The organism is Polaromonas sp. (assembly GCF_031411155.1).
In the GTDB taxonomy this organism is placed as follows: domain Bacteria; phylum Pseudomonadota; class Gammaproteobacteria; order Burkholderiales; family Burkholderiaceae_C; genus Polaromonas.
The window spans coordinates 1-20,608 of record NZ_JANOAL010000114.1; the positions used below are offsets into that span (position 1 = coordinate 1).

Annotated in this window: 19 protein-coding genes and 1 other RNA gene; 17 read left to right on the top strand and 3 right to left on the bottom strand. The window is 62.7% G+C overall.

Going from position 1 to position 20,608, the window contains the following annotated elements:
* Positions 1–142: a transfer-messenger RNA gene (gene ssrA, locus RMO23_RS07810) on the top strand; the annotation flags it as partial.
* 74 nt (positions 143–216) lie between these two features.
* Here the strand turns inward: ssrA and RMO23_RS07815 are convergent.
* The gene (locus RMO23_RS07815) at positions 217–969 is read right to left on the bottom strand and encodes a DUF2726 domain-containing protein (RefSeq protein WP_309680169.1); all 753 of its coding nucleotides are present in this window, start codon (positions 967–969) and stop codon (positions 217–219) included.
* A 167-nt stretch (positions 970–1,136) separates the two neighbouring features.
* Here RMO23_RS07815 and RMO23_RS07820 point away from each other — a divergent pair, with 167 nt between their 5' ends.
* From RMO23_RS07820 to RMO23_RS07880, 13 genes are all read left to right on the top strand, one after another.
* Positions 1,137–1,880 (top strand): 16S rRNA pseudouridine(516) synthase, encoded by a 744-nt coding sequence (locus RMO23_RS07820; protein ID WP_309680201.1) that lies wholly within the window; start codon positions 1,137–1,139, stop codon positions 1,878–1,880.
* Between the two features lie 238 nt (positions 1,881–2,118).
* Complete coding sequence (locus RMO23_RS07825) at positions 2,119–2,937, top strand: creatininase family protein (RefSeq protein ID WP_309680170.1); 819 nt, start codon at positions 2,119–2,121, stop codon at positions 2,935–2,937.
* 34 nt (positions 2,938–2,971) lie between these two features.
* The gene (locus RMO23_RS07830) at positions 2,972–4,300 is read left to right on the top strand and encodes a YncE family protein (protein WP_309680172.1); all 1,329 of its coding nucleotides are present in this window, start codon (positions 2,972–2,974) and stop codon (positions 4,298–4,300) included.
* A gap of 104 nt (positions 4,301–4,404) precedes the next feature.
* On the top strand, positions 4,405–5,283 hold the full coding sequence (locus RMO23_RS07835; RefSeq protein WP_309680174.1) for an EI24 domain-containing protein: 879 nt from the start codon (positions 4,405–4,407) through the stop codon (positions 5,281–5,283).
* The gene (locus RMO23_RS07840; RefSeq protein ID WP_309680176.1) at positions 5,280–6,263 is read left to right on the top strand and encodes a molybdopterin-binding protein; all 984 of its coding nucleotides are present in this window, start codon (positions 5,280–5,282) and stop codon (positions 6,261–6,263) included. The genes RMO23_RS07835 and RMO23_RS07840 overlap by 4 nt, the downstream gene beginning before the upstream one ends.
* A 226-nt stretch (positions 6,264–6,489) precedes the next feature.
* Positions 6,490–7,905, top strand: coding sequence for a type I glutamate--ammonia ligase (glnA, locus tag RMO23_RS07845; protein ID WP_309680179.1), 1,416 nt, complete (start codon positions 6,490–6,492; stop codon positions 7,903–7,905).
* A gap of 188 nt (positions 7,906–8,093) precedes the next feature.
* Positions 8,094–8,612, top strand: coding sequence for a hypothetical protein (locus RMO23_RS07850; RefSeq protein WP_309680180.1), 519 nt, complete (start codon positions 8,094–8,096; stop codon positions 8,610–8,612).
* A 27-nt stretch (positions 8,613–8,639) separates the two neighbouring features.
* Positions 8,640–9,776 (top strand): nitrogen regulation protein NR(II), encoded by a 1,137-nt coding sequence (gene glnL / locus RMO23_RS07855; RefSeq protein WP_405041581.1) that lies wholly within the window; start codon positions 8,640–8,642, stop codon positions 9,774–9,776.
* Between the two features lie 47 nt (positions 9,777–9,823).
* Positions 9,824–11,371, top strand: a complete 1,548-nt coding sequence (ntrC, locus tag RMO23_RS07860) for a nitrogen regulation protein NR(I) (protein WP_309680181.1) — start codon at positions 9,824–9,826, stop codon at positions 11,369–11,371.
* Between the two features lie 212 nt (positions 11,372–11,583).
* Positions 11,584–12,516: a LysR family transcriptional regulator gene (locus tag RMO23_RS07865; protein WP_309680183.1), complete on the top strand. Its 933-nt coding sequence runs from the start codon at positions 11,584–11,586 to the stop codon at positions 12,514–12,516.
* Between the two features lie 208 nt (positions 12,517–12,724).
* Positions 12,725–13,705 (top strand): tripartite tricarboxylate transporter substrate binding protein, encoded by a 981-nt coding sequence (locus RMO23_RS07870; protein ID WP_309680184.1) that lies wholly within the window; start codon positions 12,725–12,727, stop codon positions 13,703–13,705.
* An 11-nt stretch (positions 13,706–13,716) separates the two neighbouring features.
* Entirely contained in the window at positions 13,717–15,321 is a 1,605-nt protein-coding gene (locus RMO23_RS07875) for a gamma-glutamyltransferase family protein (RefSeq protein ID WP_309680186.1), read from the top strand.
* A 4-nt stretch (positions 15,322–15,325) separates the two neighbouring features.
* Positions 15,326–16,138: a sulfite exporter TauE/SafE family protein gene (locus tag RMO23_RS07880; RefSeq protein ID WP_309680189.1), complete on the top strand. Its 813-nt coding sequence runs from the start codon at positions 15,326–15,328 to the stop codon at positions 16,136–16,138.
* Positions 16,139–16,230: 92 nt separating this feature from the next.
* On the opposite strand, the gene xth is transcribed toward RMO23_RS07880, so the two are convergent.
* Positions 16,231–17,013, bottom strand: coding sequence for an exodeoxyribonuclease III (gene xth / locus RMO23_RS07885; RefSeq protein ID WP_309680191.1), 783 nt, complete (start codon positions 17,011–17,013; stop codon positions 16,231–16,233).
* A 77-nt stretch (positions 17,014–17,090) separates the two neighbouring features.
* Positions 17,091–18,503: an IS701 family transposase gene (locus RMO23_RS07890; RefSeq protein WP_309680193.1), complete on the bottom strand. Its 1,413-nt coding sequence runs from the start codon at positions 18,501–18,503 to the stop codon at positions 17,091–17,093.
* A gap of 369 nt (positions 18,504–18,872) precedes the next feature.
* Between RMO23_RS07890 and RMO23_RS07895 the strand changes: the two genes are divergently transcribed.
* Genes RMO23_RS07895 through RMO23_RS07905 form a run of 3 tightly spaced genes read left to right on the top strand, consistent with a single transcriptional unit; the run spans position 18,873 to position 20,495 of the window.
* Positions 18,873–19,217: a type II toxin-antitoxin system RelE/ParE family toxin gene (locus RMO23_RS07895; protein ID WP_309680195.1), complete on the top strand. Its 345-nt coding sequence runs from the start codon at positions 18,873–18,875 to the stop codon at positions 19,215–19,217.
* Positions 19,214–19,546, top strand: a complete 333-nt coding sequence (locus tag RMO23_RS07900) for an XRE family transcriptional regulator (RefSeq protein ID WP_309680197.1) — start codon at positions 19,214–19,216, stop codon at positions 19,544–19,546. Before RMO23_RS07895 ends, RMO23_RS07900 begins: the two co-directional genes overlap by 4 nt.
* A 34-nt stretch (positions 19,547–19,580) precedes the next feature.
* Positions 19,581–20,495 carry a P-loop NTPase fold protein gene (locus tag RMO23_RS07905; protein ID WP_309680199.1) on the top strand — a complete coding sequence of 305 codons (915 nt, stop codon included), beginning with the start codon at positions 19,581–19,583 and terminating at the stop codon, positions 20,493–20,495.
* Positions 20,496–20,608 lie beyond the last annotated feature (113 nt).

The following is a 20,608-nucleotide window of genomic DNA, read 5'->3' on the forward strand; positions in this document are numbered from 1 at the left end:
GGGCGAGAAAATAGGGTGCTGGCGTCCTGTGTAGCGTGCGACTGCGCGACACGGGTGGCGAGACTTAAATCAGACCGCTAAACATGTAGATCTGCCCGAACAAGGCTTGCGGACGGGGGTTCAAATCCCCCCAGCTCCACCTCCATAAAGACGAAGGCCGCCGGGGCATGCCCCGGCGGCCTTTTCCTGCTCCCATTGGCGGGTTCTGGCCCGCGCCTAATGCAAATCGCCCTTGCGGCTGTCCAGCGGCATGATGAAGGAGTTTTCCTGCCACAGCACCGAAAAATGGCTGCCTGAGTCGGCATGACTGCGGGAGTCGTAACCGCTTTCGGAGCTGGGCGACAGCGGCGCACGGCCGCTGTCGCGGGTTTTGCGCTGGCGCTGCAGCGACTCGCGCAGACTCATGCTGGCCGAGAGAATGGCGGCTTCGTCGCGTTGCCGCTCGCGGTCATGGGGCATGAAGGCGGCTTCACCGAGGAACTGAATCCGGATGTCCCGCACGCTGGGCAGGTGAGCAGATTCCAGCACCATGTAGGCGATGCCGCACTGGTTGAGCAGCGTTTCCTTGAGGATGCGGGTTTTTCTGGCAAGACGCAGTTGGTCCTTGACATCGACGCAGCCGACGACCTGGCCGGCCGGGGTGACGACGGTGAAGGTGCAATACAGGCCGCTGAGCAGCTCAAACCAGTGCAGCCCGTGTTTCTTGCTCATCGGCAGCGTAAAGCGGGTGACCGGCATCTTGATCATCACGGCGTGCTCGGCAAAGGTGTGGGCCAGCCAGCGCCAGACCTTGCGCTCTTCGCTGTTGGCCACCAGACGCTGGCTCAGTGGCCAGCGCCGCGGGATGCGGCGACGCTCGCGTGCGACGCGCCGCAGCCACCAGGCGTGAATCAGGGCGCCCAGCGTGACGCTCACCAGGACGCCGATGCCTCCCAATGCCAGCCAGGTTCCGCTCGAATAGGGGCTCATTCCCACCCACCTTTCTATTTGCAACCAAGAGTAACAAAAAATACTAAAAAAGTCTGTGAAAAATTTCCCTAAACCGGCATTTGTGCACACCCCGCAAAGCCTCATGAAGTGGCCTATCCAGCAAGGCCAGGTGAATGGGAGTCGGTGACAATCGGGGCATGAACATGATGAGCTTGCAGGACATTCTCTATACGCAGGGTTTTGGCACGCGCCGGGTTTGCGCGGGGCTGGTGCAACAGGGCTTCGTGACGGTGGCGGGGGTTTCCTGTGCCGATCCGGCCGCAGAGTTTGCCGCAGAAGGTTTGCGCTTTGGCGTTCAGGGCGTGCCGTGGGAATTCCACGAGAAAGCCTATTTGATGTTGCACAAGCCCGCTGGTTACGAGTGCTCACAGAAACCCAGCACCTATCCCAGCATTTACACGCTGCTGCCGGCGCCGATTCGCCAGCGCGGTGGCGGTGCGGCGGCGGGGGTGCAGGCGGTGGGGCGGCTGGACCAGGACACGACCGGTTTGCTGCTGCTGTCGGACGACGGCAAGTTTATTCACCGCATGAGTTCGCCCAAACACCATGTGCCCAAGGTGTATAAAGTCACTGCCAAGCACCCGGTTGACGAGGCGCAGGTGCAAAAACTGCTTCAGGGCGTGGTGCTGGATGACGACCCGAAGCCGGTTCGGGCCGCTGCCTGCCAGCAGACCGGGCCTTCGCACCTCAGCCTGACGCTGACCGAAGGCAAATACCACCAGGTCAAGCGCATGATTGCCGCCGTCGGCAACCGGGTCAATGACGTGGGCGGCCTGCACCGCTCCTGCATCGGTGCGCTGGCCTTGCCGGACGATTTGCTGCCCGGCCAATGGCGCTGGCTGAGCGCGCAGGATTTGCAGGCGATTTCGACCGCTCCGGCAGCCATTTAAACCGGTGTTAGAGACGAAAAGTGCCTCTAGCCAAGGTAATACGTGCGCCGGCAGCTACTAAATTAATAGCGGTCAGGTGACCTGCCGCAGAAAACGGGGAACCGCTTCCGGCGTTTTTTCAGGTCGGTCACGCGGCGGCGAAGGTCCGGGGTTGAGTACACTTTAGAGCGGGGTCCGCTGGCCAGATTGGCAGTGAGGGAGCGGATCACCTTGCGTTTAAAAAGTTAAGGAATCACCTGTGCGTATTGCCCGTATTGCCCGTATGGCCTGGATTATTTTAGGGGCCGCCCTTGTGGGGCTGAATGCTTTTGCCGCTGAACCTGCGACGGTGATGCTTGAAGACATGACCTGGAGCGAAGTGCAGCAGGCGGTCAAATCGACCTCCAGTGCGGTGATTGTTCCCATAGGCGGAACCGAACAAAATGGTCCGCACATGGCATTGGGCAAGCACAACGCCCGCATCCGGGTGCTGGCTGGCAAGATCGCCAGCCGCCTGGGTCATACGCTGGTGGCGCCGGTCATTGCCTACGTGCCGGAAGGCAGTATCACGCCGCCTGAAGGGCACATGCGTTTTGCCGGTACCCTTTCGGTGCCGCGCGAGGCCTTTGGCGGCATTGTTGAGGGCGCGGCGCGCAGCCTCAAGCAACATGGCTTCAAGGATATTATTCTCATTGGCGACCACGGCGGTTACCAGCCGCAGCTAAAAACCATCGCCGACCGCCTGAATCGGGAATGGTCTGCCAGTTCCACAAGAGTTCACTTTATCGAAGCGTATTACCAGGCCGCGCAAAAGCCCTATGCAGAGGCCCTGCGCAGCAAGGGACTCAGCGATTTCCAGATCGGCACGCACGCCGGCAGCGCGGACACCTCGTTGACGATGGCTCTGGCCCCCCAAATGGTGCGCCCCGAGTTGATTGACGATGCCGCGCAGCGCGGGCCGGCGGCCGGCAGCGTGGGCGATCCGCGTAAAGCCAGTCTGGCGCTTGGAGAGCTGGGCGCGGAGTTGATCGTGACGCGCACGGTGGAGGCCATCAGGGCCGCTCAGGCGCGTCGTTAAAATACAGGTCCAGTCGTCATCCATGGTCGTTGCAATGCCCCGTTCTTCCCGTTTCGCTTTTCATGCAGCCTTCGCTACCTTGCTCGGTAGCGCCCTGGCTGTTTCTTTGGCCCTGGCCGGGCCGGCTGCGCCCGCCGCCGATGCTGCCGGCAAACCGTCACCCACAGCCTCGGGCCCGGCCGCGCCTGTTTCAGTCGTGCCCGGCATGCCGCCCGTGCCGGATGCGAAAAATCTGTACAGTGAAACCACCATCGAAAAGGTGAGCAAGGCAACGGCCGGTGCGCTGGAGCGGGTCTATGTGCCGAACCGGGGTGAAAACACCGTGTCCGTGATCGACCCCGCGACGCTTAAAGTGGTCGACAAATTCAAAGTCGGCATCAACCCGCAGCATGTGGTGCCCTCCTGGGACCTGCAGACGCTGTGGGTGGCCAACAACGCCGAAGGCCGGACCGATGGCAGCCTGACGCCGATCGACCCGAAGACCGGAAAACCGGGCAAGTCGGTGCCGGTCGACGATCCTTACAACATGTATTTTTCGCCCGACGGCCAGATGGCTATCGTGGTCGCAGAGGCCTACAAGCGGCTGGACTTTCGTGATGCGCGCAGCATGAAGCTGGTGTATTCGATCGCCACCCCAAAATGCGCCGGCATCAACCATGCCGATTTTTCCATCGATGGGCGTTTTGTGGTGTTCACCTGCGAGTTTGGCGGTGCCCTGACGAAAATTGACCTGGTCAATCGCAAAGTCATTGACACCATCAGGCTGAGCCCGTACTTCAACCGGCCCGACGCGCTGGCCGCGATTGCTGCGCCGGGCAAAAAACCGGCCAAAATTCCCGACCCCGGCCAGCCAGGATCCGATATTTGCACCACGCCCGGCATGCCCCAGGACGTGCGGGTGTCGCCAGACGGCAAGACTTTCTTCGTGGCCGACATGATGGCCGACGGGGTGCACGTGGTCGATGGCGACACCTTCCGGCAGATTGACTTTCTTGCCACCGGTGTCGGTGCCCATGGGTTGTATCCCAGCCGTGACGGCAAAAGCCTGTACGTGGCGAATCGGGGCGGCAACAAAATTCGCGGCACGCCCAAGGGCAAGGGCAGCGTTTCGGTCATCAGTTTCGCCAGCCGCACGGTGGTCAAGACCTGGCCCATCCCCGGTGGCGGCAGCCCTGACATGGGCAACGTCAGCGCCGATGGAAAATACCTGTGGCTGTCCGGGCGCTATGACGACGCGGTTTACCGCATCGATACCCAGTCTGGCGGCGTGGACACCATCAAGGTGGGCCGCGAACCCCATGGCCTGACGGTGTGGCCGCAACCTGGCCGCTATTCGCTGGGGCATACGGGCAACTTGCGTTAGGCAGGGTCATCGCCCGGCTTGCCTGCACCCTCGGGGCCTGCCCATCGTGAGCCGCCGGCCCTGTTCACCGCCCCCGAACGGATCGGCCACGGTATGCTTCGCCCATGAACCTGTTTCTTGATTCCTTCTGGCGCGCGGCCATGTACTGCCTGCATCCGCGTGTCATCGCGCTGTCAATCCTGCCGCTGGTCATCATGGCGGCGATCTCGCTGGGGCTGGGCTACTTTTTCTGGGACAGCGCGCTCATGGCGGTGCGCGGCAACCTGGAGAGTTTTGAGCTGGTCGGCACCATGGTGCGCTGGCTGGAAGGCCTGGGGCTGGGCAACCTGCGCCTGGTGCTGGCGCCGGTGCTGCTGCTGTTTGTGGCGATCCCGGTGATCGTGATCGTTTCGCTGCTGTTTGTGGCCATCTTCATGACGCCGGCCATGGTGGCGCTGGTGGCCGAGCGGCGTTTTGCCCAGCTGGAGCGCAAAAAAGGCGGCTCGCTGCTGGCCAGCGTGCTGTGGTCGCTCGGGTCAACGCTGCTGGCCGTCATTGCGCTGCTGCTGTCGATACCGCTGTGGCTGATTCCTCCGCTGATTCTGGTGCTGCCGCCGCTGATCTGGGGCTGGCTCACCTACCGCGTGATGTGTTACGACGCGCTGGCCGACCACGCCAGCAGCGAAGAGCGGCGCCAGATTTTCAAGGCCCACCGCGCGCCGCTGCTGGGTATTGGCGTGCTCAGCGGCTACCTGGGCGCCGCGCCCAGCCTGATCTGGGCCTCAGGCGCCATGTTTGTGGCGATGGCGCCGATTCTGGTGCCGGTGGCGATCTGGATTTACACCCTGGTGTTTGCCTTTTCGTCACTCTGGTTCGCCCACTACACGCTCGCCGCACTGGAGCAACTTCGCAGGCAAAACAGTGCCTTGGCCCCCGATTTACTTGCGCCAGAAGCTATAAAAATGATAGCAACTGACAAACCCCTGGATGCACCCACGACATGACCCCCCACTTTGGCTTGATCATCATCGGCGATGAAATTCTCTCGGGCAAGCGTGCCGACAAGCACCTGCCCAAGGTGATTGAGCTGCTGGGCGCGCGCGGCCTGCAACTGGCCTGGGCCGATTATGTGGGCGACGACCCGGCGCGCATCACGGCCACCCTGGCGCGCGCCTTTGCCAGCGCGCGCGCCTGCGGCGATGTGGTGTTTTCCTGCGGCGGCATAGGCGCCACGCCCGACGACCACACCCGGCAATGCGCCGCCAAAGCGCTGGGGGTGGAACTGGCGCTGCACCCCGAGGCCGAAGCCCTGATCCGCGAGCGCATGCAGGACATTGCCAAGGAGCAGGGCACACCTTACGAGCCGGATCGTGACGACAACATCCACCGCCTGAACATGGGGGTGTTTCCGGTGGGCGCGCAGATCATTGCCAACCCTTACAACAAGATTCCCGGCTTTTTCTGCCCAGTCGACCGCTTGAGCGACGCCGGGCCGCCCCAAGGCGCGAGGGCCCCCGAGGGGCTGGAGCCTGCGGGTCCGAGGCTGCTTGAGCAGCGTCGGACAGGCGACAGAGGTGAAGCGTCTCGCGAGCTGCGGCCTGCAAGGCCTCGTGACCCACATACAGAGGGGGAGCGTGGGGGCGTTTATTTCGTTCCGGGGTTCCCTGTCATGGCCTGGCCCATGATTGAGTCGGTGCTCGATCAGCGCTACGCCCATCTGCACCAAAAACTGGCCCATGCCGAGAAATCGGTCATCGTGTTCGGCTCGATGGAAGCCATGCTGACCCCGCTGATGCTGGCGATCGAGGCGGAGCATGCCGGCGTCAAGGTGTTCAGCCTGCCGAGTGTGGATCATCCCGTTTACGGCCGCCATATCGAGCTGGGTGTCAAAGGCAGTCCCGAGGCCGTCACGCTGGCCTACCCGGCCTTGCTGGCCGGTCTGCGCGCCTTCGATCTGAAGCTTGGCCCTGAATTGGTGCGTTAAATTTTCGCACTACAGAAGTGCATGAAAATATTGCACCTTGTTGGTGCAAATGGATTGTGCGGTTTTTGCGTTTTATGGCTGCGAAATCGCAGAACCGGCCCGAGATGACGGCACAATCGAAGGCTTGCCAGAAATTGGGCAGTCAGTGGCTGGTGGCACAAAAAGTGCATTCAACCCAAGCGAAACTAATTTTTTCAACCAACCCATCCAGCAACAGGAGATTTTGATGGCAAAGACCGTCGCAGACGTCATGAAAATGGTCAAGGAAAACGAAGTCAAGTTCGTTGACTTTCGCTTTACCGACACCCGGGGCAAAGAGCAGCACGTGACCGTGCCCGTGTCCCACTTTGACGAAGACAAATTCGTTTCAGGCCATGCGTTTGACGGCTCGTCGGTGGCAGGCTGGAAGGGCATTGAAGCTTCCGACATGCAGCTGATGCCTGACCCCAAAACGGCCAACATCGACCCCTTCTTCGAAGAGACCACGCTGTTCATGAGCTGCGACGTGCTGGAACCCAGCGACGGCAAGGCCTATGACCGCGACCCGCGTTCCATCGCGCAGCGCGCCGAGGCTTACCTCAAGGCCTCCGGCCTGGGCGACACCGCCTACTTCGGTCCCGAGCCCGAGTTTTTCATTTTTGACGACGTGCGCTGGAACACCGACATGTCGGGCACCTTCTTCAAGATTGAAGAGTACGAAGCCCCCTGGAACTCGGGCAAAAAGCTCGAAGGCGGCAACCGTGGCCACCGTCCGACCGTCAAGGGGGGCTACCTCCCCGTGCCCCCGGTCGACAGCACGCAGGACATGCGCGCCGAGATGTCGCTGATTCTCGAATCGCTGGGTATTCCGGTTGAAGTGTTCCACCACGAAGTGGCGGGCGCTGGCCAGAACGAGATCGGCACCAAGTTCAGCACGCTGGTGCAGCGCGCCGACTGGACGCAGATCCTGAAATACGTGGTGCAGAACGTGGCCAATGCCTATGGCAAAACCGCCACCTTCATGCCCAAGCCCATCGTCGGCGACAACGGCTCCGGCATGCACGTGCACCAGTCCATCTGGAAAGACGGCAAAAACCTGTTTGCCGGCGACGGCTATGCCGGCCTGTCCGACTTTGCGCTGTACTACATCGGCGGCATCATCAAGCACGCCCGTGCCCTGAACGCCATCACCAACCCCGGCACCAACAGCTACAAGCGCCTGGTGCCTGGCTACGAAGCACCGGTCAAGCTGGCTTATTCGGCCAAAAACCGTTCGGCCTCGATCCGTATTCCTTATGTGGCCAACCCCAAGGGCCGCCGTATTGAAGCGCGCTTCCCCGATCCGCTGATGAACCCTTACCTCGGTTTTGCGGCCCTGATGATGGCCGGTCTGGATGGCGTGGAAAACAAGATCCACCCGGGTGAAGCCGCCACCAAGGACCTGTACCATCTGCCGCCCGAGGAGGACGCACTGGTGCCCACCGTGTGCCACAGCCTGGACCAGGCGCTGGACTGCCTCAATGCCGACCGCGGTTTCCTGACCAAGGGCGGCGTGTTCACCGACAGCATGCTGGACGCCTACATCGAACTGAAGATGGGCGAAGTCACGCGCTTGCGCATGGCGACGCACCCGATCGAGTTCGACATGTACTATTCCCTGTAAGCAGGGCGCAGCACCCGGGCCATCCACCGCTTTGCTGTGAGTGGCCAAAAAAGGACGGCAAATGCCGTCCTTTTTTCATGGTTTTTGAGGATATACAGCCTGCAAATTGGATTTCCTGCCGCTTTGCCGCATACTGATAGACCGCTTTGCTGAAGCTTTTGCGCCTTGCAAGGCACCTGGAGTTCGCCATGAAAAAAACCTTGTTGTTACCATTTTTGTCCTTGCTGCTGGTCAGTGCGGGAAGCACCGCATGGGCGCAGCAGGTTTACCGCTGCGCAGGGGCGGCCGGCGGCCCGCCCGAATACATCAACAACGCCAAGGACGCCCAGAACCGCAACTGCAAGCTGCTTTCGGGCGGCAATGTCACCATCGTGCAGGGCACGGCCGTTAACAAGGCGCCGCCGGCGCGGGTTGCCAATGCAACGCCCGCCTCGGGTGGCAGCCGCACTGACGCGGGCCCCGAGCAGCGCGCCCGCGACAGCGACTCGCGTGCCATTCTGGAAGCCGAGTTGAAAAAGTCCGAAGCCAAACTGGCCGAACTGCAAAAAGAGTACAACAACGGCGAGCCGGAAAAGCAGGGCATTGAAGGCCGCAACTACCAGCGCTACCTCGACCGGGTGGCCGAAATGAAAGACAGCATCGCGCGCAACCAGAGCGACATTGCCGGCATCAGGCGTGAACTTTCCCGCCTGCCCGCCGCGAATTAGTCACCTGGCCACTGCTTCTGGGCCAAAATAGGCGGCTTGAAAAAGCCACAATCCCCTGCTGCTCCATCGCCAGCTGCGCGAGCTGCGCCAGCCTCGCCTCCTGCTGCTCTTGCGGGCGCGCCCCGGTTTCAGTCGTTTGACCTGCTCGCCACCCTGGTGGCGGTGGTGCGCACCAATGGCGTGGTGCTGTTTGCCAATGCGGCGCTGGAAGACGCGCTCGGCAGCTCGCGCCGCACCATCGAAGGCTCTCAGTTCCCCGACTGCTTCACCGAACCGCTGATTCTGCAAAACGCGCTGGAAGGCGCGGGCAGCAACGAGTTTGCCGCGCTGCGCTATGACGCCTGGCTCAGGCGCCTGAATCACGAGCCGCTGCCGGTGCATGTGGTGGTGGCGCAAACCGACACGCCGGGTGAGGCGATTGTCGAGCTGTTGCCGCTGGAGCAGCAGGCCAAGCAGGACCGTGAAGAGCGCCTGATGGACCAGGCCCAGGCCAACAAGGAGCTGATCCGCAACCTGGCCCATGAAATCAAGAATCCGCTGGGCGGCATTCGCGGCGCGGCGCAGCTGCTGCAGATGGAAATCGACAAGGAGCTGACCGAATACACCCAGGTCATCATCCACGAGGCCGACCGCCTGCAAACCCTGGTTGATCGCCTGCTGGCGCCGCACCGGCGTCCGCATCTGGTGGGTGATGTGAACATCCATGAAGTCTGCGAGCGGGTGCGAACGCTGATCGTGGCGGAGTTCCCCAGGGGCTTGCGGGTGATGCGCGACTACGACATCTCGATTCCCGATTTTCGCGGCGACCGCGAGCAGCTGATCCAGGCCCTGCTCAATATCGCGCACAACGCCGCCTACGCGCTGGCAGAGCGCATCGCGGCCGGTGATGGCCAGATCAGTTTCAGGACCCGGATTGCCCGCCAGGTGACATTTGGCAAGCAGCGTTATCGCCTGGCACTGGAATTGCATGTCATTGACAATGGGCCGGGCGTGCCGGACTCCATCAAAGACCGTATCTTCTATCCCCTGGTGTCAGGGCGTGAGGGCGGTTCCGGGCTGGGGCTGACATTGGCGCAAACTTTTGTTCAGCAACACCACGGTTTGATCGAGTGCGACAGCGTGCCGGGCCGTACCGATTTCAAGATCCTGATTCCTCTGCCTTGAAGTCTGTTCCACCGATTATTGAGGCGACATAAAAGGGACTGAACACCATGAAACCGATCTGGATTGTTGACGATGACCAGTCCATCCGGTTTGTCCTGGAAAAGGCCCTGCTGCGCGAGGACCTGCCCACGCGCAGCTTCACCAATCCGCGCGAAGTGCTGGCCGCGCTGGAACACGCGACGGAAGACGACGGCCCGCAAGTCCTGGTGAGCGACATCCGCATGCCGGGCGGCTCGGGACTGGACCTGCTGGAAAAGGTCAAGGCCAGACTGCCTGGCCTGCCGGTCATCATCATGACGGCGTTTTCCGATCTGGACAGCGCGGTGTCGGCGTTTCAGGGCGGCGCGTTTGAATACCTGCCCAAGCCCTTTGACCTGCACAAGGCGGTCGAGCTGATTCGCCGCGCCGTTGAGGAAAGCCAGCGCGAGGAGGTGGCCGAGGAACGCATGGCCGCCGCCCCCGAGATGCTGGGCCAGGCGCCCGCCATGCAGGATGTGTTCAGGGCGATTGGCCGACTCAGCCAGAGCAATGTCACGGTGATGATTACCGGCGAATCCGGCTCGGGCAAGGAACTGGTGGCGCGGGCGCTGCACAAGCACTCGCCGCGCGCCAGCGGCCCCTTCATCGCCATCAACACCGCCGCCATTCCGAAAGACCTGCTGGAGAGCGAGCTGTTCGGCCATGAGCGCGGCGCCTTCACCGGCGCCCAGACCATGCGCCGTGGCCGCTTCGAGCAGGCCGATGGCGGCACGCTGTTTCTCGACGAGATTGGCGACATGCCGTTTGACTTGCAGACGCGGCTGCTGCGGGTACTGTCGGACGGGCATTTTTACCGCGTCGGCGGTCACAACGCCGTCAAGACCAATGTGCGCGTGATTGCCGCCACGCACCAGGACCTGGAGCAGCGCGTCAAGGAAGGCGGCTTTCGCGAAGACCTGTTTCACCGCCTCAACGTGATCCGGCTGCGGCTGCCGGCCCTGCGCGAGCGGCGTGAGGATGTGTTCATGCTGGCGCGGCATTTTTTGCAGCAAAGCGCCAAACAGCTGGGCGTGGAGCCCAAGCGCATTGCCGATGCCGCCCTGCAGCAGCTCAGCAACTTCAGCTTTCCGGGCAATGTGCGCCAGCTCGAAAACATCTGCCACTGGCTCACCGTGATGGCACCGGCCCAGGTGATTGAGGCCAAGGACTTGCCGCCCGAAGTCCTGAGCGCGGCGCCCGAGGCTGCCAGGCCCCCGCTACCGGCAGACCGGGAAGTGCCGCCCGGCGTAGCGCCGCCAGCGGAATTTGAAAGGCCGGCGCCCGAAGCTGCGCTGGAGTTTGTCGTACCCCAGTTGCCGCTGCCCGTGCCGGCCTCCGGCCTGGCGCAGGGCGATGACCCCGTGAGCCATTGGGAAAGCGGACTGGAAGCCGAAGCCCTGGCGCTGCTGGCTGCTGGCCGCACCGATGTCTGGGATGTGCTGACGCGCCGCTTTGAGTCGAAACTGATTCAGACCGCGCTGGCCAATACCCGCGGCCGGCGCATAGAGGCGGCGCAAAAGCTGGGCATAGGCCGCAACACCATCACGCGCAAGATCCAGGAGCTGAATCTGGAGTAAATACCGCCTGTAGCCCATATATATTGTGCGCAGGCAGCTATTGTTTTTGTAGCAAATAGAGCTCTGCGAAAACCGGCGGAGGGTCGGCGGGCCGGTGCCAATTGCGCGGGGCACTGGCGCGTGGGGTGCAAGGTTTTGCGCGGGCTCGCCTTCCCACCATCACACCGAATGCATCCTATAGTTGCCGCATCGGCAACCACCCATGGACAGCAATGAGCCTTTCTGAAGCAGACCTGCGGGCGCGCCACCTGCAGGAAACCGCGCTGCGTTATTTTTTCGAGGTGGCGCGCTGCGGCTCGCTGACGGAAGCCTCGGAACGGCTTCACGTGGCGGCTTCGGCGATCAGCCGCCAGATTAGCCGGCTGGAGCAGGCGCTGGGCACGGCGCTCTTCGAGCGGCACCCGCGTGGCATGGTGCTGAACCCGGCCGGCGAAATCCTGGCAATGCACGCGCGTCGGGCCAGCCTGGATGCGGAACGGGCGATCAAGGAAATCCTGGCCTTGCAAGGCCTGCGCACGGGCAAGGTGCGCATCGCCGCCTCGGAAGGTTTTGCCAACGAGTTCCTGCCGCCGCTGATCGTCGCCTTTCGAGCGCGCAACGAGGGCATCGTTTTCGAGTTGAACGTCGAGCCGCCGGCCCAGGTCTCGGCGCGCGTTCGCGACGGCGATGCCGACATCGGATTGAAGTTCAGCCGCGCTCCGGACAAGGAGATCAAGGTCGAGTACCGCCAGCCGGCGCCCGTGCTGGCGCTGATGCGCCATGATCATCCGCTGGCCCGGTCCAGGTCGGTCACGCTGGCGCGCATGAGCGCTTATCCGGTGGCACTGCCCGCGCCCGACACGACGGTGCGCCAGATGATCGATATGGAGTGCAGCCGCCAGCAATTGCTGATCGAGTCCGTGCTGACCAGCAACAACATGACGATACTGCACAATTTCGTGGTGCATGGCGGCGGCATTTCTGTCTCGGGCGAGGTGTCGGTGCGCCACCTGGTCGCCGCCGGCGTGCTGAAGGCGATTCCGATCCGCGATCGCGGCATGGACGGGCGCGACATAGAGGTGCAAACGCTGGTCGGCCGCACCCTGCCGCACGCGGTGCAGTCCTTTCTCGACTACCTCAAGCAACGCCTGCCCGACCCGCTCTAGCCAGCCGCCAGACTTCGACGCCGCACCGGCGGCCGTTCGGCCCGGTCCGATGGTCAACCGGCCCTCGCAGATGGCCGGGTTTTGGTTTGCCGTTTTGGCAACAAAACCTTGCAAATTCTCTTGTTGTGGTAAGACTGAAGTGTTTCTATGATGCCTTCAGACCTGACTTTCCGGCCATCGCTGACCCCACCACCCAAGGAAATTTTGCATGCGTCTTCTGCCCAACTGCCTTCGCCTACTCGCAGTCGCCTCGCTCATCGCCGCATCCGTGGCCAGCCAGGCCCAGACCTGGCCCGAGCGGCCGGTGCGGCTGGTGGTGCCGTTTCCCGCCGGCGGCGCGACCGACTTGATTGCAAGGGTTTTCGCGCAGCGCGTGTCACGGAACATCGGGCAGCAGATCGTCGTTGACAACAAGGCGGGTGCGGGGGGCACCATAGGCTCGGCCGAGGCCGCCAAGGCGACGGCCGACGGCTATACCCTGCTGTTTACGACGAGCAGCACGCACGCCATTGCCCCGCACCTGGTGCCCAGGCTGCCCTATGATGCTGCGCGGGATTTCACGCCGATCGCGCATGCGGCCGACGCCGCCAACCTGCTGCTCGTAACACCGTCGCTGCCGGTGAAAACGGTGGCCGAGCTGATCGCCTATGCCAAAAAGCGCCCCGGTGAACTCAACTACGCCAGCAGCGGCAACGGCACCATCGTGCATTTGACGACCGAAGCGTTCAAGGCCCAGGCCGGCGTTTTCATCACCCATGTGCCTTACAAAGGCACGGCACTGGCGATCCCCGATGTCATTTCCGGCTCGGTGCAGGTGCTGTTCGACGCCATCCCGTCGGGCATGCCGCATGTCAAGAGCGGGCGCCTGCGGGCCCTGGCCGTTACCGGCGACAAGCGCTCCGCACTGGCGCCCGAACTGCCGACCGTTGCCGAGGCGGGCCTGCCGGGCTTTTCGTCCGTGACGTGGTTTGGACTGTATGCGCCGCGCGGCATGAAAGCCGATCTGGTGGCGCGTGTGCATGACGCGTTCGAGAAAGCCGCGCATGCGCCCGAGGTGGTGGAAAGCCTGGCCAAACTCGGCGTTGAACCGGCCCCGCCGGGCACGCCCGCGCAGTTCGCCGCGATGGTGGCGGCCGACAGCCAGCGCTGGGCACGCATCATTCGCGAACGCAAGATTACCCTTGAATGAAAGGCTCGGCCATGCCCACTTCATCCGCCATCGACTTCACGAATCCCTATGCCTCGGCCCGTTCCGCCGTGCTGGGGCGCAATGTTGTCAGCACCTCGCAGCCCCTCGCTGCACAAGCCGGCCTGCGCATGCTGCTGGCCGGTGGCAACGCCGTTGACGCCGCCATCGCCGCGGCAATGGCCCTGACCGTCGTCGAGCCGACCGGCTGCGGCCTCGGCAGCGATGGCTTTGCGATCGTCTGGGACGGCAAGGAACTGCACGGTCTGAATGCCTCCGGCCGTTCGCCCGCGGCCTGGTCAGCCGACCGCTTCGCTGGCCACGATGCCATGCCCGACAAAGGCTGGGACGCCGTCACGGTGCCCGGCGCCGTTTCGGCCTGGAGCGCGCTGTCGCGCCGGTTCGGCCGCCTGCCGTTCGCCGCGCTGGCCGCGCCCGCCATTGACTACGCGCGCAACGGCTTTGCGGTATCGCCGGTCATTGCGCAGTTATGGGCGATGGGGGGTGCGCGCCTGGGCGAGCAGCCCGGCTTTGCCGAGTGCTTTCTGCCCAATGGCCGGGCTCCGCGCGCGGGCGAGCTGTTTCGCAGCGAGGCCCATGCGAGCACGCTCGAAGCCATTGCCGAGAGCCACGGTGAGTCGTTTTACCGTGGTGCGCTGGCTAGGCGCATCGCGGCCCATGCCCGGGAAAATGGCGGGGTGATGACCGAGGCGGATCTGGCGAATCACCGCGCCGACTGGTGCGGCACGCTGGCCCAGCCCTTCGCCGGCTCCGTGGTGCACGAACTGCCGCCCAATGGGCAGGGCATTGCCGCCTTGATGGCGCTGGGCATGATGCAGGCACTGGGCGTTGGCAACCAGCCGCTCGACCATGTGGACACGGTGCACCTGGCTATCGAGGCGATGAAGCTCGCGCTGGCAGACCTGCACCACTACAACGCCGACATCGACGCGATGCAGATTCCGCCCAGCGCGCTGCTGGCCCCGGCCTACCTGGCCGAGCGCGCCGGGCTGATTGACCGGCACCGGGCCGGCGACCCCGGCCACGGCGCGCCCAAGCCGGGCGGTACCGTCTACGTCGCGGCGGCGGATGCCTCCGGCATGATGGTTTCCTTCATCCAGTCCAACTACATGGGCTTTGGCTCGGGCGTTGTCGTGCCCGGCACCGGCATCAGCCTGCAAAACCGCGGCCATGGCTTTTCCCTGGCGCAGGGCCATGCCAACCAGGTCGGCCCCGCCAAGCGCCCGTCGCACACCATCATCCCGGCCTTTGCCATGCAGGCCGATGGCACGCCGCAAATGGCTTTTGGCGTGATGGGGGGACCGATGCAGTCACAAGGCCATGTGCAAGTGGCCTTGCGCGTGCTTCACCACGGGCAGAACCCGCAGGCTGCGGCCGACGCGCCACGCTGGCGCGTGACGGGCGGCCTGAAGGTGGCGGTTGAGCCGGGCTTTGACGCCGCCGTGGTGAGCGAGCTCGCCGCGCGCGGGCACGCGGTCACGGTCGAGCGCGGCAATGGCGTTTTTGCCTTCGGTGGCGCGCAGCTGGTGCTCAGGCGTGGCGACGGCTACGTCGCCGGCTCCGACCCGCGCAAGGACGGCCAGGCCGTGGCGTTCTGACGCCATGAGCATCGACCCTGTGCTGATCGCCGAGTTGCTGGCGCTGGGCTGCGTGGGCGGCTTCCTGGCCGGCCTGCTGGGCATAGGCGGCGGCATGCTGCTGGTGCCGGCGCTGACGTTTATCGGCGGCGCGCAGGGTTTTGCGGCCGACTACGTCGTCAAGATGGCGGTCGCCACCTCGCTGGCCACCATCTTGTTCACCTCGCTGTCGTCGGTGCGCGCCCACCACAAGCGCGGCGCTGTTCGCTGGGATGTCGTCAAGCTGCTCGCGCCGGGTGTTGTCGCCGGCTCGCTACTGGGCGCACAGATCGCCAGGCTGCTCTCCACCAAGACGCTGGCGCTGGTCTTCGCGGTCTTCGTCACTTATTCGGCGCTGCAGATGTTTATCGACAAGAAGCCCAAGCCCTCACGGCAATTGCCGCAAGGCGCTGGCATGTTCGGCGCTGGCTCGCTGATAGGCACCTTGTCGGCGCTGGTCGGTGCGGGCGGCGGGTTTATCTCGGTGCCCTTCATGGCCTGGTGCAACGTGTCGATTCACACGGCCGTGGCCACCTCGGCGGCACTGGGCTTCCCGATCGCGCTGGCCGGCACCATGGGCTACATCGTCGCCGGCTGGAAGCTGCAAACTGCGCCAGGCGGCAGCTTCGGCTACCTGTACCTGCCGGCGCTGGTGCTGATCGCGGCGACCAGCGTGCTGTTCGCCCCCGTTGGTGCCAGGGCGGCTCACCGGCTTAACGTCAGGCAGCTCAAGCGCGCGTTCGCCGGTCTCCTGTTCGTGTTGGCGGCCTATATGGCGAGCCGGGGCCTTGCGGCCTGACGACGCGCCGCCCCGGTGCCGGGTTCAAACCCTGGTTTTTAAGCAAATAATGGCTGCAGCCCAGGTGAAATTTGCGCTGTAAGCTATCATTTTTATAGCGCAGCAAGTTCCACGATGACCGGCACATGGTCGCTGGGCCGCTCGTTCTTGCGCGGCGCCTTGTCGATCACGCAGCTGGCCACCTGCGCCTTGAGCGCTTCGCTGACCAGGATATGGTCGATGCGCAGGCCGCGGTTGCGCCTGAAGGCAAACTCGCGGTAGTCCCACCACGAGTAGCTTTTCTCGGGCTGCTCAAACAGGCGGAAGGCGTCCGTCAGGCCCAGGGCGAGCAGCGCCTGAAAATGCTGGCGCTCCTCGGTGGTGTGGTGAATGGTCTCGCGCAGGCCCTCCGGGTCATAGCTGTCCCGGTCATCCGCGGTGATGTTGAAGTCGCCCAGCAGCACCAGCTTTGGGTGCGCCAGCAGCTCGCCCTGCAGCCAGTTGCGCAGGCCTTCCAGCCATTTCATCTTGTAGGCAAACTTCTCGCTGCCCGGCGCCTGGCCGTTGACGAAATAACCGTTGACGAGGCGCAACTCACCCGCGGGCAGGTCCAGCGTGGCGGCGATCACGCGTGACTGCTCATCGGTAAAACCGACAATGTTTTTGACGATGTTGCGCGCCGGGTTGCGGCTCAATAGCGCGACGCCGTTATAGGTTTTCTGGCCAAACACCGCGCTGTGGTAGCCCGCTTCCTGCAGCGCCGCCAGCGGAAACTTGTCATCGCTGAGCTTGAGCTCCTGCAGGCACAGCGCATCGACCGGGTTGGCCGCCAGCCAGTCCAGCACCTGTGGCAGCCGCACCGCCAGTGAATTCACGTTCCAGGTCGCAATTTTCATGATTTTTGTATGTTATTGATTTATAAGAAGAAATAATTTTTTGTTGACTTATTTTTTATCCAGCTACCCACCTAGTCTTACTGTGTCACAAGCGTAGCCTTGCGTTTACGCGCAGGCAGCACGGGCATCGGGGTAGTGTCTTGAGCAAGGCTGCGGCGATACGCAGCCGCAAAGTCGTGATGGACGATGGGACGTGGCGCTGCGTGCGCTGGGCTGCCGCGAGGCTTGTAATGCGTGGGTAGGGCAGGTTTCGAGCGTTGAGCGGAGTTTTTTTTACCGGCACCAGCGGGGTGCCGTAGTTGCTCGGCCATCAGGAATCCATAGGCTGCGATGCTCAAGCTCGCGTGGTGATGAAATCCCCGCCAACCTCTGCCTTCGTAGTGCCCCAGTCCCAGTTCCTGTTTGAGGTCCTGGTAGTCGCGCTCGATGCGCCAGCGCATCTTGGCTTCAAAGACCAGGCGCTGTAGTGGTAGCTCTTCTGGCAACGTGGACAGCCAGTACTTCATCGGCTCGCGGTGGCCTTCGGGCCACTCGATCAGAACCCATTGCTCGGGGCGCAGCTGTGTGCGCTCGGTGTCACGATGGGCCGCGCGCACGCGAACTCGTGCAAAGCGTGATCTCAGTGTGAAGTTGGTGCCTTCACGCCATTCGACGCTTTGCCACTGCGAGGGTCCGAGATCAAACGCCAAATCCTTGACTGACTGTGGCCGCTGGTTCTTGGCATCACCCAGGCGCTGCCTCGTGGGGACCACCCCGCGGCCGCTGTACGCCTCGGGCGGCAGTGGCGCGTGCCCCGGTGGCCACACCGTGACCTGGCCCGTCACGCCCACCACGTACGGCAGACCCAACTCGCTCAGGCGTTCACGGAACGCCGTCTCCACCCCATATCCGGCATCGGCCAGCACACAGTGCTTGGGTGCGCCTTGCTCCAGCAGCCGCTCGATCTGGGCCAGCGCGATTGCCGGCTTGGTGGCGAATCCCGCGTCCTGCGGAACGCCGGCCTTGTCCCGTCGCGGCTTGTCGTCTGCCCACTCCTTAGGGAGGTACAGCTGCCAGGCAACAGGCAGGCTGCCCGCCTGACAGGCCAGCGTGACGCTCACCGCCACCTGACAGTTGTCCTGCTTGCCCAGCATGCCGCAGTACTGCCGGGCCACACCCACCGAGTGCCGGCCCTGTTTGGGAAAGCCCGTGTCGTCAATGATCCACCAACCCCCGTCGCTGAAATCCATTGCCGGCACGACCCATTGCGCAACGCGCAGCAGCATCTGCTCGTCTGACCAGGCGGAATCGGCCACAAAGTGGTGCAGCGATTGGTGCCGCGACCGTGTCGCCGATGGCGCCAGGTGCGCCGCCATCGGCTCTACGCTCTTGCGCTTGAGCGGCGCCAACAGACCTGTGCAATATCCTCGCAGCCCCGCCTGACGGTCTGCATGGCCCAGACCCTCACTCAGATGGGCCATGTATCGATCAAACTCCTGCAGGTCGTCCATCGAGGCTTCCTTCACTTGAAGAAGTGTTGATAATGCCTTTATTTATAACACAGTAAAACTAGCTACCCATTTGAAGGTGGGTGGAAAATTCAAGGATTAGCGATACCCTAACTGAGGTTCACATTATCCCGCCGCATCCCATTGCCGGGCAGGCAATCCATGGGTAAGCCAATTTACGACGGGGGTGTAATGAAAATGGATATTGAGGGCACCTTCAAGGCGACGCAAGAAGTCTCGTTTGGAAAACTCATAGGGGCGTACTGGTTCGAGCCGGGGCGGAACGCAGTCCGAGGCCGTTGATGTCGTGACATCGAAGCGTCTTTGTGCTTCCCCTTGATTGGTATAAAATTTTATACTTGGGAGGCGCCAATGGAGAAAGAAAAAGAGATCCGCTGGGTCGGTTCTGCCTATGACGATCTGGTGGGATTCCCGGACGAGCCGCGCCGGGATGCCTGCTTTCAGCTGAGCAAGGTCCAAGCGGGCCTGGAACCGGAGGACTGGAAGCCGTTCGATGACGTGGGCACTGGTACCAAGGAAATCCGCATCAGGGACAGCAGCGGAATCTTCCGGGTGATGTATGTCGCCAAGTTCGAGGAAGCGGTGTATGTCCTGCACTGCTTCCAGAAGAAGACGCAGGCGACCAGCAAGCAAGACAAGGACATTGCCGAGGCGCGTTATCGCGCCGTGGTCAACGCGAGAAAGGTCAAAAAATGACTATCGATACTGAAATCCGCCATGTGACAAAGCCGGGCGCGAACCTGTTCCGGGAACTCGGGTTCTCGGCCGAGGAAGCCAAGCGGCTGCAGGCCGCTTCGCACAAGCAAATCAACGACACGCGGCAGCTCAAGGAGCAGTTGATGTCGGAACTGGCCGAATGGATCGAACAGCATCACCTGAAGCAGGCCGAGGCGGCGGAGATCCTGATGGTGTCGCGCCCGCGCGTTTCCGATGTGGTGAACAAGAAGACGGCTAAGTTCACTATCGATACTCTGGTCGAGATGCTAAGTAGGGTGGGAAAGCCGGTCAGGCTGGCAATAGATTGATATTTCACATCGTTGGACATTTAAGAGCCCGCCCATGTTCCTAAACGATCAGGAGACTGCCACCGACCTTCTCTACTACGAGGCAATCGCGAAGACGGTTGTCCGGCTTATCCGAGAGACTCCAACCGTTCCAGTGACCATTGGCGTCCACGGTGACTGGGGTGCTGGGAAGTCCAGTGTCCTGAAGATGACGGAGGCAGCTTTCGCGGGCGACGACCGGGTGCTTTGCTTGTGGTTCAACGGGTGGACCTTCGAAGGCTTCGAGGATGCGAAGACTGTGGTCATCGAGACGATCGTCGATGAACTACGCCGCGCCATCCTGATAGCACTGGAATCGTTCGACCCAACTTTATCTTGCAAGTCTCGGGAGGCGTGCATTCTCTCTAATGAGGAAATCGCTCAGGCGGTGTTGCGCATCAAGGGTCGCAGCAATAGGCCTTGGCACGACATCGCCTTGTTTTATGTATTGTTTGCCACGGGGGCCAGGCCTTTGGAAATTGCCCGACTGGAGGTTCGGGACTACCTTGATGCGGACGGCCATGTGCGCCGGGAATCGCAGATGCGCGTTGAGGTAGCGATCACAAGAAAGCCTCGATCCTTATATTTCACCAGCACGCGACTCGACGAGGTACTGACGCTCTATTTGCAGGAGCGGCGGGCATTGAACTTGGGTGTGCATACGGCGACGACGTACCGAGGCCTTGATCCTGACAGCCGCCTGTTTCTGTCAGCAACGGGCGAAGGTTTCAAGGTTACGCCCTACGGCAAAGCAGGGCAGATGCGCTTTCTGTGCCGCCCCATTCTTGAGACCTACGACAAGCTGTTCCGGTATGCCGAAATCAAAGACGTGTCTGCACGATCAGCACGGCGTACTGTGGTATCCCGGCTGTATGAGCGCGGTGCTTTGGGGTGGTGCATGACGGTAAGCGGCCAGCAAACACACCCTTGACGCGTTGGGCGGCGCGACAGCCCTGAGGTCAGCGCAAGCAGAAGGTCGGCTGCCAGCGGTGTGGCAGCAGCTCACCGACCTGGCTGGCACGCTGGGTGGGCAGGCGAGCCAGC